The organism is Corynebacterium sp. HMSC056F09 (assembly GCF_001815785.1).
Taxonomy (GTDB): Bacteria; Actinomycetota; Actinomycetes; order Mycobacteriales; family Mycobacteriaceae; genus Corynebacterium; species Corynebacterium hiratae.
This window is the reverse complement of the sequence record NZ_KV821913.1, coordinates 1-11,876: the sequence shown is the minus strand read 5'-3', so window position 1 is coordinate 11,876 and position 11,876 is coordinate 1. Positions and strand designations below refer to the sequence as shown.

At 62.2% G+C, this 11,876-nt stretch carries 14 protein-coding genes; 10 read left to right on the top strand and 4 right to left on the bottom strand.

From position 1 onward, the window contains the following. Positions 1 to 160 precede the first annotated feature (160 nt). Both HMPREF3056_RS03825 and HMPREF3056_RS03820 read left to right on the top strand, forming a co-directional pair. Complete coding sequence (locus tag HMPREF3056_RS03825; protein ID WP_070546046.1) at positions 161 to 958, top strand: trypsin-like serine protease; 798 nt, start codon at positions 161 to 163, stop codon at positions 956 to 958. A 62-nt stretch (positions 959 to 1,020) separates the two neighbouring features. Continuing rightward, a complete protein-coding gene (locus tag HMPREF3056_RS03820; RefSeq protein ID WP_070681636.1) occupies positions 1,021 to 1,848 on the top strand; it encodes a lipase family alpha/beta hydrolase in 828 nt (275 codons plus the stop codon). On the opposite strand, the gene HMPREF3056_RS03815 is transcribed toward HMPREF3056_RS03820, so the two are convergent. After that, positions 1,845 to 2,477 (bottom strand): VC0807 family protein, encoded by a 633-nt coding sequence (locus HMPREF3056_RS03815; protein ID WP_070754130.1) that lies wholly within the window; start codon positions 2,475 to 2,477, stop codon positions 1,845 to 1,847. The two genes, HMPREF3056_RS03820 and HMPREF3056_RS03815, sit on opposite strands and share 4 nt — an antisense overlap. 69 nt (positions 2,478 to 2,546) lie before the next feature. Between HMPREF3056_RS03815 and HMPREF3056_RS03810 the strand changes: the two genes are divergently transcribed. After that, positions 2,547 to 3,269, top strand: a complete 723-nt coding sequence (locus HMPREF3056_RS03810) for a PaaX protein (protein WP_141759838.1) — start codon at positions 2,547 to 2,549, stop codon at positions 3,267 to 3,269. Beyond that, complete coding sequence (locus HMPREF3056_RS03805; RefSeq protein WP_070681629.1) at positions 3,266 to 3,556, top strand: CHY zinc finger protein; 291 nt, start codon at positions 3,266 to 3,268, stop codon at positions 3,554 to 3,556. Before HMPREF3056_RS03810 ends, HMPREF3056_RS03805 begins: the two co-directional genes overlap by 4 nt. 4 nt (positions 3,557 to 3,560) lie before the next feature. Here the strand turns inward: HMPREF3056_RS03805 and HMPREF3056_RS03800 are convergent, their stop codons facing one another. Further along, entirely contained in the window at positions 3,561 to 4,073 is a 513-nt protein-coding gene (locus HMPREF3056_RS03800) for a hypothetical protein (protein ID WP_239663634.1), read from the bottom strand. 35 nt (positions 4,074 to 4,108) lie between these two features. Then, positions 4,109 to 5,425 carry a M20/M25/M40 family metallo-hydrolase gene (locus HMPREF3056_RS03795; RefSeq protein WP_070754128.1) on the bottom strand — a complete coding sequence of 439 codons (1,317 nt, stop codon included), beginning with the start codon at positions 5,423 to 5,425 and terminating at the stop codon, positions 4,109 to 4,111. A 78-nt stretch (positions 5,426 to 5,503) separates the two neighbouring features. Between HMPREF3056_RS03795 and bioB the strand changes: the two genes are divergently transcribed. The 3 genes from bioB to HMPREF3056_RS03780 are packed head-to-tail and all read left to right on the top strand — an operon-like array spanning position 5,504 to position 7,673. Continuing rightward, complete coding sequence (bioB, locus tag HMPREF3056_RS03790; protein WP_046648630.1) at positions 5,504 to 6,484, top strand: biotin synthase BioB; 981 nt, start codon at positions 5,504 to 5,506, stop codon at positions 6,482 to 6,484. After that, positions 6,484 to 6,738: a biotin synthase auxiliary protein BsaP gene (locus tag HMPREF3056_RS03785; RefSeq protein ID WP_046648628.1), complete on the top strand. Its 255-nt coding sequence runs from the start codon at positions 6,484 to 6,486 to the stop codon at positions 6,736 to 6,738. Before bioB ends, HMPREF3056_RS03785 begins: the two co-directional genes overlap by 1 nt. Positions 6,739 to 6,749: 11 nt before the next feature. Beyond that, the gene (locus HMPREF3056_RS03780) at positions 6,750 to 7,673 is read left to right on the top strand and encodes a Sir2 family NAD-dependent protein deacetylase (RefSeq protein WP_049156682.1); all 924 of its coding nucleotides are present in this window, start codon (positions 6,750 to 6,752) and stop codon (positions 7,671 to 7,673) included. On the opposite strand, the gene HMPREF3056_RS03775 is transcribed toward HMPREF3056_RS03780, so the two are convergent. Further along, positions 7,670 to 8,419 (bottom strand): esterase/lipase family protein, encoded by a 750-nt coding sequence (locus HMPREF3056_RS03775; protein WP_049156683.1) that lies wholly within the window; start codon positions 8,417 to 8,419, stop codon positions 7,670 to 7,672. The two genes, HMPREF3056_RS03780 and HMPREF3056_RS03775, sit on opposite strands and share 4 nt — an antisense overlap. A gap of 167 nt (positions 8,420 to 8,586) precedes the next feature. On the opposite strand from HMPREF3056_RS03775, the gene amn reads away from it, so the two are divergent. The 3 genes from amn to HMPREF3056_RS03760 all read left to right on the top strand — a co-directional run. Then, positions 8,587 to 9,990, top strand: coding sequence for an AMP nucleosidase (gene amn, locus HMPREF3056_RS03770; RefSeq protein ID WP_049156686.1), 1,404 nt, complete (start codon positions 8,587 to 8,589; stop codon positions 9,988 to 9,990). 53 nt (positions 9,991 to 10,043) lie between these two features. Next, positions 10,044 to 10,559: a phosphoribosyltransferase gene (locus HMPREF3056_RS03765; RefSeq protein WP_049156689.1), complete on the top strand. Its 516-nt coding sequence runs from the start codon at positions 10,044 to 10,046 to the stop codon at positions 10,557 to 10,559. Beyond that, positions 10,559 to 11,876 (top strand): SulP family inorganic anion transporter (locus tag HMPREF3056_RS03760; RefSeq protein ID WP_070754127.1); only part of this gene is annotated, 1,318 nt, incomplete at its 3' end. The genes HMPREF3056_RS03765 and HMPREF3056_RS03760, both read left to right, overlap by 1 nt.

Sequence of the window (11,876 nt, the reverse complement as noted above, 5' to 3'; positions counted from 1 at the left end):
GACACTGCTACCAAATAGCCGGTCGCAACAGAGAGAGGAACAGCCGCTGAGAAAGAAGAGTGCAGCGGCAAGAGAGAGAAATCGCTTCATCACAGGTCCTAATGATATGCCGTGGTGTGCGGTGAGCACGCATGCGATTTCACTGATAGAGTTACGCCTTGTGTTCCCTGGTATTCTCGCTTCCTTGCTCTCCATCATCGTGACAGTGACGTCCTCCCTGTTTGGCGCCCCCACTTCTGCGAACGTCCCCGGGGTTCTACAGGCAACGAGCACGGTTGCAGCCAGCGATGACCGCGTCGCGGCGCTGTGGCGAAACGGCAAACGCGAGTGCTCCGCGGGGTACATCGGCAATGATTGGTGGCTTACTGCTTCACACTGCTTGGGCCGCGACCTGCGTCTCACGCAGGCGGATGGTGACAACGCCAAGGTGCTCGCCTCCACCCCGGTAGCAGAGAAGTCGGACGTCGCCCTGCTGAAAGCGGAACCCATGGACGCGGAAGCCTTCGAGTTGCCCTCGCGGCCGCTGCGCGTCAATGACTCGCTCTTCCTCGTGGGCTACGGAGGGATGCACAATTTTGCCTCTGAGGCCGTGGTCCGCGTCGAAGAGACTGGGGTCGCTGGGGAGATTCAAGGCTACGATTTCGATAATCTCATCCAATCGCGCTCCATGTTTGCTTCGCGCACGTGCAACGGAGATTCCGGCGCGCCGCTCTACCAGGACACCATGATCTTCGCGGTGCACACCGGCGGTGAAGAAAACGAGGAGTGCACCGATGGCACGCGCCGTCACATGTGGCACAGCGAAATCTATCCGAATCTGCAGTCTCTGCGAACGCTGATGGATAGCTACGATGACTTCGATTCGCCCGCAGCATTCGAGGAAGCAAAGAAACACGCCCAGACCCAAAAGAAAGAATCCAAGCGCTCCAGCAGCTTGAGCAGCCTTTCCTCCTGGTAGTTCGGCAGGCATACAGGAACCGTACAGCAGATGCTCAGGGATCGGCGATAAGCTGTCTCCTTATGAAAAACGGCTTCCTGCAGCGTGCCTTCCTCGCTATTCTCCTCGCCACTGCGGCCCCCGTTCCGGCCCATGCTCAAACCATGGAGACCTCCGCCGCGCAGGGTCTCGGCATCAACGATCCCGACTGCCAGCCCACGGGTCCTGTTACCGAGCCGGTCGTTTTGCTGCACGGAACCTCGGCTAACTCGGCTGAGTGGAACGACCTCATCCCGACACTCAAGGACCAGGGCATGTGCGTCTGGGCCTTCGATTATGGCGCCGAGGACGTGGCCTACCAGAACGCCTATGACTACCTGAAGGGGATTTCGGATCTAGAATCCTCTGGGCGCGAAATAGCCAGGCAGATAGAGCACATCCGGGAGGTCACCGGAGCACACAAAGTAAACCTCGTGGGCTTCTCCCAGGGCGGCCTGCACACCAAGACCTTCACCCAGCTCTACGGTTCGCCCGATGAAGTGAACCGCGTGGTCACCATCGGCGCGAATTTTCACGGGACGACGTGGGGTGGCAGAGCAACGTCGCTAAGCACGGCAGCCAAAATTGCCCCCAGCGTGGTCAAATTCGTGGGTACCAGCGCCGGCATTCAACAGTTGGAGGGTTCGGAGTTCATGGAGAATCTCAACCAGTTGCCGGACACCGCGTCCGGCCTCACCTATACCTCCATCTACTCGCCGGCGGATAGCACTGTGACGCCGAATCAGACCTCTGAGCTGAGCGCTGTTCCGGGGGCGGATGTGGTCAACGTGGAATCGGCCCCGGTCGAACATGGGCAGCTGCCCCATGACCCGCGCGTGCACGAGCAGATTCTGTGGGGGCTCACGCGCTAGGCCGGGGTCGGCGCGGACTTGCGGGCGCGTGCAGCAATGGCGAAGGTGGCCGTTAGGCAGATAGCGAGGGCCACGAAGGGCAACGCATTCGACAGCCAGTAGGCGGTGGTGAAGGGGAGGGAATAGGCGGCGACGACGCGGATGATGGCTTCGAGCAGGAACACGACGCCCCACACGATGGTGATGTAGCGCTGGGAGGTGCGGAAGGTCGGGTATTTCCACAACCCGTTCCAGTAGGCGACGCCTTCCTTTGTGCCGTCGGTGCCAAAGCGCTGGCCAAAGTAGAAGGCAAGGGGCTTTCCAAGGGCCAGGCTGCCGAGGAAGAGCAAGCCAATAATGCCGGTAACAACGCTGCCTTTAACTAGCAGGAGGCGCTCATCGGTGCCACCGACCAGCGTGGCCAACGCCGCAGCAACGTTGAAGGCAAGGATCAACGCAGAAATCCCAGAAAAAGACTTCTGGCGCACATGCTGGATGATGCCGCCGACGAGGGGGCCGATGCTGGCGGCCAGGTAGGCATAGACGTGGTTGTTGGTTGTGGAATCGACGATCTGGAATAGCAGGATGGCCAGGCCGACGTCGAAGACGCCGAGGATGAGGAAGTTGAGCAGGCGTGGATTGAGACTCATGCCACATAGTGTGCCACAAAACATACGAATCGGTTTGTTTCTGACACATAAAAACCCTAGGGTTGGGGCATGGCTGACGTTGGACCAGGAACTTTTGGATACCTCTGTGGGTTGGCCCGCCGCGAGGAGCTCCCCGGGCCTGTGCTGACACCGATCCTCACTGGGCTGGGTCTGTCGCCGGCCGGTGCGCGCACGTATCTATCCCGTATGGTGCGCGCGGGCGACCTATCCTCGCGCCGAGCGGGGCGTTGTTCCGTGTATTCCATGGTGGGGGACTACCTTGCGGAGTTTCGTCACCTAGGTTCGCCGCGCGACTTCCAGTGGGAGGGGGCGTTTCACACGGTGATCTTCGATATCGGCGAGGATCGCCGTGCGGAGAAAGATGCCTTCCTGCGCGCCGCCCATGCCAGCGGTTTCCGGCAGCTGCGGCCCGGAGTCCTGGTGGGCGCCCACGCGCCGGGGGAGTGGGCGCAGAAAGCCTTTATCGGCACCTGGTCCGTGGATGCGGACACTGCCCGCGACGTTATTGCCACCGCGTGGGACCTTGAGGACAGTGCTGCCCGTATTAGCGCGCTGGGCGACGTTCCCCCTTTGCCCACCGATGACGTTGGCATCGTCGTCGAAACTACGCGCCGCCACGCCGCCGCCTTCGCGGCGCTGCGCCGTACCCCGCCTTTCCCCGCACAGCTTCTCCCCGCCGATTTCCCTGCGGAATTACTGGAGAGCCGCCTGCGCATGGACATCACGCCGGCCTACCGGGCGATGGCGCGGCTGTTAGAGTCGTGGCCATGATCCACGGAGCCATTGACGCGGAGGGCCGGTGCCGCCACTGGCACACGCTTGTCGACGTCGTTGCGAACAAGTGCCACACCTGCGGCGGCTGGTTCGCGTGTTCGCTCTGCCACGCGGAGTTAACGGATCATGATTTTGGACCCATGCCGAAGGACGAGCTCTGCGTCATGTGCGGGGCCTGCGGCCGAACGATGACATACGCTGAGTATTCGTCATACAAATGCCCCGCGTGCGGGCATGCCTTCAATACCGGCTGCGCGCTGCACGCGGGGACGTATTTCCGCTAGTTTTCTACGGCAAAAGCTGGGCCAGCGGGGTGCCCTCGACGAGGGTCTTGAGGTACGCCACGATATCCGGGACGTGAATGGTGAAGTTACCGAAGGTCACCGGAATCGTCGGAAAAGCGTTGTTTGTCGGGGCCTTATTGCCGTTATTGGCTGGGGTACCACCGTTGTTGGTAGGCGCGGTGTTGTTAGCTGGGGCAGTGTTGTTGGCTGGGGCACCACCATTGTTAGCAGCGTTGCCACCGCCGCCGTTCAGGCCGCAGCGAGCGATGGCCTCGTCGGCGCGGGCGACGGCGTCGCGGATCTCGCCGCCGCGCGGGTGGAAGTTAGCGGCAGCGAGCGCCTGGGACTTCTTGCTGTTGTAGTCGGACGGGTTGGTGTAGTACTTGGTGGCCTGCTCGCAGGAGATCTGGCCGGCCGGGACCTTGGCCAGGTAGTCATCCACCATGTCGGCGGAGGCGGTAGGAGCGGACAGGCCGATGGCGGCAGCAACGGAGCACAGGACAAGCTTTTTTCTCATGCGCCACATTGTGCCACAGCTTTTACACGTTTGCGTTAGCGGCTCAGGAAACGATCGACCAGCGAAGAATACGCCTTCACGGTCAGCTCCAAGTCTTCCAGGTAAAGGTGCTCATCGTGGCTGTGCAGCTGCGAGTTCGCGCTGGCCATGTCCCGATCTTCGGCATGCAGCGCAAAACCATAGGCGTTGCCGCCGTGGCGGCGCGCCACGCGTAGGTCGGAACCACCCGTCGCCAGCACCGGCAGTACTTCCTTATCCGGAAAAAATTCGTGGGCGGTCTCCTCGATGCAGCGCCACAGCTCAGTATCGGTGGAGGATTGCGTGGCGTCCTCGGTAATAAGGTGCTCGATCTCTACCTCCGCGGCCATATCGCCGAGTGCTTCGCGTAGGAAATCATCAAGCTCCTCCTGGGTCTGGCCGGGGAAGGGGCGGATGTCCATCTCTAGATAGGCGTGGGAGGGCAGCACGTTGATGGCACCACCAGCGCGCAGGACGGTTTGGGCAATCGTCGTGTGCGAGAAGGCGTGGGCGTAGGCAGACAAATTACCGAACTTTTCGTAGTCGGCGGCGGTAGCGGAGCCGTCGAGAAGCGCTGCCTCCGTTGCGGGGTCGAAGCGGAAGGTCTTGACGAATCCCTGCCACACCTCATCCGTGGCCACGGGCGGCTCAGCTGCAGCGATGCGCCGAGCGACCTCACCAATCTTGACGATGGCGAAGTCCTTGCCGAAGGGCGTCGATCCATGGCCGGCATCGCCGTGCACGTGCAGGCGGCGCTGGCCCGCGCCCTTCTCACCGACGTTGAAGCCGAGCGCGCCGGGCAGGTGGCTACCGCCGGTCTCCGAGAGGCAGTTGCGCACCGAGTAGGCCTCCGGGTGGTGCTTATCCATCCAGATGGATCCCAAACCGCCGCGGGCCTCCTCGTCCGCCATGCCGACAAAGGCCAGGGTGCCGCCGGGGTTGCCGCGCTTGGCGACGTCCCTCGTTACCGCCGCCATCGTCGCCGTAATAAAGAGCATGTCTACCGCGCCGCGGCCATAGAGCTTGCCATCTTCGATGACGGCGTCGAAGGGCGGCTTGGTCCACTTGGGCTCGTCGACGGGCACGACATCCGTGTGGCCCATGAGCGTCAGCGGCTCCTTGTCCGGGTCACCCGGAACGGTCACCACGATGGTCACGCGCCCTGGGTGCGATTCATAGCGTTGAATCTCCACCGGGGTGCCTGCAAAAAATCGCTCCAAGGTGTCGGCGTTGCGGACCTCGTGGCCGGAATCCGGCGTGAGATCGTTAACGCAGGCATTGCGAATAAGCTCCTGAAGTAGTGCGAGGGTGTCGTCGTAGAGCGTGGAATCCATGGCCTAGAGGTTAGTCCGGACCGAACAAAACACGCGGATTTACCACAACTTGAACGGTGTTCAAGTAAGGTTTCCCGCATGAGCATCGTAGATATCGCACGCGAGAAGGCCCTGGAGCAGGGCATCGGCCTGAACGAAGAAGAGCTGCTGCAGGTCCTTCAGATCCCGGATGAGCAGCTGGAAGAGATTGCGGACATCGCGCATCAAACCCGCCTCAAGTGGTGCGGCCCGGACGTCTCCGTGGAAGGCATCATCTCCATCAAGACCGGCGGCTGCCCGGAGGACTGCCACTTCTGCTCGCAGTCGGGCCTTTTCGAGTCCCCCGTGCGTGCCGCGCGCCTCAACATCCCGGAGCTGGTGGAGGCCGCCAAGAAGACCGCCAAGACCGGCGCCACGGAGTTCTGCATTGTGGCGGCCGTTAAGGCCCCAGACGAGAACCTCCTGTCCCAGGTTGCCGAGGCCATCCCGGCCATCCTCGATGAAGTTGATATCGAAATCTCCCTATCCCTGGGAACCCTCACCCGCGAGCAGGCCCAGCGCCTCAAGGACATGGGCGCCCAGCGCTACAACCACAACCTGGAGACCTCCAAGTCCTTCTTCCCCAACGTCGTCACGACCCACACCTGGGAGGAGCGCAAAGAGACCCTCGAGAACGTCCGTGCAGTCGGCATGGAGATCTGCTCCGGCGGCATCATCGGAATGGGCGAATCACTAGAAGACCGCGCCGAGTTCGCCTACCAGCTGGCCCAGATCGAGCCCTGCGAGGTGCCGATGAACTTCCTCGACCCGCGCCCGGGCACACCATTCGCGAACTACCCGTTGGTCCCGCTCGGTGAGGCACTGCGCGCAGTGGCCGCATTCCGCCTGGCCATGCCGTCTGTAACCCTCCGTTTTGCGGGCGGCCGCGAGCTCTCCCTGGGTGATGACGGAACCGAAAAGGGGCTGCTCGGCGGCATCAACGCCATCATCGCCGGCAACTACCTGACCACTCTGGGCAAGCAGATTGAAAAGGACGTCGACATGCTCGGCCGCATCGATCTGCCCATCAAGGCGCTCTGATGAACAGCTCGACGGAGTTGGCCGCCGCCGTCCTTGCCGGCGATGAGCCGCTGTTCCACCCCAACACGGGGAAACCACTAAGCGAGGAATTCACCTTGCACCCGGCGGCCGCGGCGGGCCTGGACGTCCCGCGCTATTGCCAGCTGTGTGGGCGCCGCATGGTGGTGCAGGTGCGCCCGGATGGCTGGAACGCGCGCTGTTCGCGCCATGGCGAGCTCGACTCAGATCATCTCTACGAGGAGGCTCTCCCGTAAGCTGGGGCACCATGGATCCCGCCGTTGCCCACGCTCACCAGTCCGCGTTGCGCTCCATCTCCCGGGTCGTCGCCGAGATCGCTGAGCCGACTCCCCCACAACAAGCACTGGACGCCGTCACCGATCAACTGCGCCGCGGCAACGTCATGGTCCTCACCGGCGCGGGCGTATCCACGGAATCGGGCGTGCCCGACTACCGCGGCCCGCGCGGTTCCCTCAGCCGGCACCGCCCCATGACCTACCAGGAGTTCCTGCACGATCCGCAGGCCTCGCACCGCTATTGGGCGCGTGCTTTCGTCGGCTGGCGGGTCATGCAAGCTGCACACCCCAACCGCACGCACTACGCGTTGGTCGAACTCGAGCGCGCCGGGCTCCTCACGGGTGTCGTCACACAGAACGTGGACGGCCTGCACGAGGAAGCCGGGCAGCGCAACCTCATTGCCCTGCACGGGGACATGCAGCACGTGGTGTGCTTGAGTTGCGGGTACGAAGAACCACGCGCGGACTACGACGCCCGCGCCGCCACAGCCAACCCGACTTACCTGCAACGCTGGGCAGTCAACAAAGAGGACGTTAACCCTGACGGCGACGTTGCCCTCAGCCAAGAAGCGGTCGAAGAATTTGTCATGCCCGGCTGCGTGCGGTGCGGCTCACAGCGCCTCAAACCAGACGTGGTCTATTTCGGCGAGCCCGTTCCGACTTTTAAAAAGGACGCCGCCTACGCGATGGTCAACGCGTCTGACTCCCTGCTGGTAGCCGGCTCGTCGCTGGCGGTGATGAGCGGCTTCCGCTTCGTTCTGGAGGCAAAGAAACAGGGCAAGCGCGTGGCCACCATCAATGGAGGGCCAGGGCGCGCGGATGACCGCGTGGACACACTGTGGCGGACCCAGGTGGGGCCGGCTTTCGATGCGGTTCTCGACGAGCTGGAGCTCTAGAGCCGCTCCAGTTCCTCGAGGACAAACTGGCATACCCGTTTATCCATGGGCATATCCTCGTGGCGAATAATCGCAAGGCGCTCGATGTCCTGGATATAGACGTTGTGGACATTCGGGCCATTGAGGAAACAGGTGTTTGGTGGAACCACGATGGCGTCGGCGCGCGTGGCGATGCACGTATAGCTCACCCCGGGTTCGACCTCGCTGCCGCGGTTCGTGGCCTCAACAATCTCGCTGCCGGTGACCTGCTGCATGCCGGCGGGGCCAAACCAGCCGTCGATAAGCGAGCGCGCCACCTCCTCCTGCCTCTCGCTGCGAAAGAGGGGGCTGGCGATTCCACCCTGGGTCGTGCCGTGATTGGGAGAGCTGATACACACCACGTGCCGTACAAACTCCGCGCTATCGTGCATGCGCATCCAGTACCGAGCCAATAATCCACCCTGGGAGTGGCCCACGAGAATCACCTGCTCCGCGCCGGTGACGGTGCGGACGGCGTTGATGTAGGCGTCGAGCTGCCGAGCGGATTCCTGCAGGGGGCCAGTGGCGCGGGTCCCGTAGTCAGGGGCGAAGGTGGCCCAGCCAGCGGCGCGGAGCATGTCTGCGAGAACCTGCCATATCCCCTTGCTGTCGCAGGTTCCGTGGATCAAGACAACCGGCCAGGGGCGTTCGGCGGTAGGGCGCGCGGACCAGTCGTCTTCGTAGACGCCGCGTGGGCGTCTGCGGGCACCGAGGGGGAGTGGGGTCATGAAATTTCAGTTTACTCTTGACCCCTATCCAACTTTCGTACTAAGCTAAGGCTTGCCTAATACGGAACGGCGGTGAGCTCCACACCGTACGCGTTACCGGATTAGTCATGGGGATAGGGCCCGCCGCTTCACCGCGGCGGGCTTCTTTCATGGATACACTCGCGGGCATGACCGACCTGCAGCATGTCCACTCCGTCAACGAAGCGGTTGCTCGTCTCTGCGAGCTCTATGACAGTTCCTGTGCGCTGGCACGTGAAGCATTGGCCTCAGGGGACCACGATGCCTACCGCCACGTGGTGTACCCAAAGATCACCGTGCATGTACGCCAGTGGACGCCCATCGACCGCTCCGAGCCCTTCGGTTACGTGGACCAAGAGGGCCGCTACTCGGCGGTGATATCCAAACCATGGCTGATTCGTGATTACCTGACAGAGCAGCTCACGCGGCTCACCAACAACTACCTGTGCGATCTCTACGTCGGTCAATCGGATGAGCGCATCCCGCCGGAATATATTCGGGGGATTACACAGATTCCCCAGGACCGTGGCGACATCCCCCGGCCCACCCTCGATGCGGTGCATGACGGAATCGTGGACGGCGCTTGGAAGGCTTTCCACGGCAAGGAAAAACCACTGTTCCATTTTGGTGCGCAGCGCTTCGACATTGCCTGCGCCCGCATCGAGCACTACACCGGCATCGAGGTGGACACCGTGCAGAAGTACATCCTGTTCACCAACTACGCCATGCACACCACCGAGTTCGTCAAGTTCGGGCTGCGCGAATTGGCGCGGGAAGACTCCCGCTACACCGCGCTCGTGCTGCCCACGGGGGAGACCATCCACCCCAATGACGCGGTGCTTCTCGACGTCGACGAGCTCACCCTCACCTCCCGCTACCAGATGCCACGTTTTGATCTCATCACCGCCGGCGGCGATGGCATCACGATGATCAACATCGGTGTCGGCCCCTCCAATGCCAAAACCATCACGGACTGCTTGGCAGTCCTGCGCCCGGAGGCCTGGATCATGATCGGCCACTGCGCAGGGCTTGATGGCCGCATGCGCATCGGTGACCTCATCCTGGGCAATGCTTATCAGCGCGAAGACCACATCCTCGACGGCACCGTCACCACCAGCAACCCGATTCCCGCCATCCCGGAGATCCAGCGCATGCTGGAGGCCGCCGTCGACGAGGTCTATGGAAAAGACAATTCGCTCATGCGCACCGGCACGGTGCTCTCCACCGATGATCGCAACTGGGAATGGCGCACCTCCCGTGATCTGTGGGAGTGGCTGCGCCACTCCACCGCGGTGGCAGTAGATATGGAATCCTGCACCCTCGCCGCCAACGGCTACCGCTACCGCATCCCTTATGGCACGCTGCTGTCGGTCTCCGATCTCCCTCTGCATGCCGTGCCCAAGCTTCCCGCCCAAGCGCAGGCCTTTTATTCCAATTCGAAGGAGGCACACGTGATGTGCGCGGTGCGCGCGGTGGAGGCTTTGGCGGAAAATCCGGAGCGGCTGCGCACCCGCAAATTGCGCCGAACGGTAGGAGAGGTACCGTTTCGCTGAGGTTGATGATTAGACTGAGGGAAATGCACAATCTGGCGAAGGAGACCTAGACGATGAGCACCCCGGAGTGGTGGAACCCGGAACGCGAGAACCTGACGTGGGAGGTCTTCGGTGAGGCCAGTCGCTCCCTGTCCCAAGAAATCGTGGATTCGGGTTGGTTCCCCGACCTTATCGTGGGCGTGGCCCGCGGTGGATTGATCCCAGCCGGCGCTATTGGCTACGCCATCGGGGTCAAGGAGATGGGTGCTATCAACGTGGAGTTCTACACCGATATCGGTGAGACCCTCCCGGAGCCGATTCTCCTTAACCCGCAGCTGGACACTGATTCGCTCAAGGGCAAGAAGGTCCTCGTCGTTGATGACGTGGCGGATTCCGGCAAGACCCTCGACCTCGTGGTCAACCTGCTCGAGCAGACCGCGTCCGAGGTCAAGTCCGCGGTGATCTACACGAAGCCGACCACCATCTTTGAGCCGGACTTCTCGTGGAAGAAGACCGATCAGTGGATCAACTTCGCATGGTCCGTCCTGCCAGTCATCACCCGCGACGGCTCTTTCAAAGACGGCCACTAGTGTCGGAGCACGCAGCCGGGTCTTTCCGCGCGGCCTTTAGCTCGCCCGCCCGCTTCCGCAAGGAGGTGTTTGGCGGGCTTGCTGTTGCGCTCGCCCTCATCCCGGAAGTTTTAAGTTTCTCCATCCTCGCCGGACTCGACCCCAAGGTGGGGCTCTTCGCCTCCGTCATCATGGCGATGTCTATCGCCATCACCGGCGGGCGCCCGGCCATGGTTTCTGCTGCGGCGGGCTCGGTCGCCGTGGTGATCGCACCACTTGCCCACGAGCATGGCCTGCAGTACGTGCTGCTGACCATCTGGATGGCGGGAATTCTCCAAGTAGTGATGGCAGTGCTGGGCGTCGCCAAGCTCATGCGTTTCATCCCCCGCAGCGTCATGCTGGGGTTTGTCAACGCCCTGGGCATCCTCATGTTCACGGCGCAGCTGAGCCACCTGTGGCAGGTGCCGTGGCTGGTCTACCCCCTTGTCGCGCTAGGCCTCGTCATCATGGTGGTGTGGCCGCGGATTACCACGGTGATCCCCGCCCCGCTCGTCGCGATTATCGTGGTTAGCGCACTCACTGTGATTTTCGGCTGGCAGGTTCCCAACGTCGCGGACCAAGGCGAGCTGCCGACCTCCCTGCCCGGTTTTGTTATTCCGGACTTACCTTGGACGAAGGAGACTATTCTCCTCTGCCTTCCCTATGCATTGGGCGTTGCACTCGTCGGCCTTATGGAATCCCTGCTGACCGCCAAGCTTGTCGACGACCTCACGGATACCCACTCCGATAAGACGCGCGAATCCGTGGGCCAGGGCATCGGCAACATGCTCGCCGCGGCCATCGGCGGCATGGGCGTGTGCGCAATGATCGGCCAGACCATGATTAACGTCAAGGAATCCCAGGCGCGCACGCGCTTGTCGACGTTCCTCGCCGGCGTCTTCCTCCTCATCCTCATCCTCGTGTTGGGCGATACCGTAGGAAAAATCCCCATGGCCGCGCTCGTGGCGGTCATGTTCATGGTGTCTTTCCACACCGTGGATTGGCACTCGGTGCGCACGATTCACCGCATGCCGTTGAGCGAAACCCTCGTCATGCTCGTGACGGTGATTGGCACCCTGGTGACAAATAACCTGGCGGTCGGTGTGATCCTCGGCGTCCTGACCGCCTCGATAGCCTTTGCACGCCGCGTGGCGCACCTGGTGTCGGTGGAGCTGGAGGGCAACGTCTACACCGTGCGCGGCCAGCTCTTCTTCGCCTCTTCGAACGACTTGGTCTACGCCTTCGATTACACCCTGCCGGTGGACAAAATCATCGTGGATTTCTCGGAGGCCGATATTT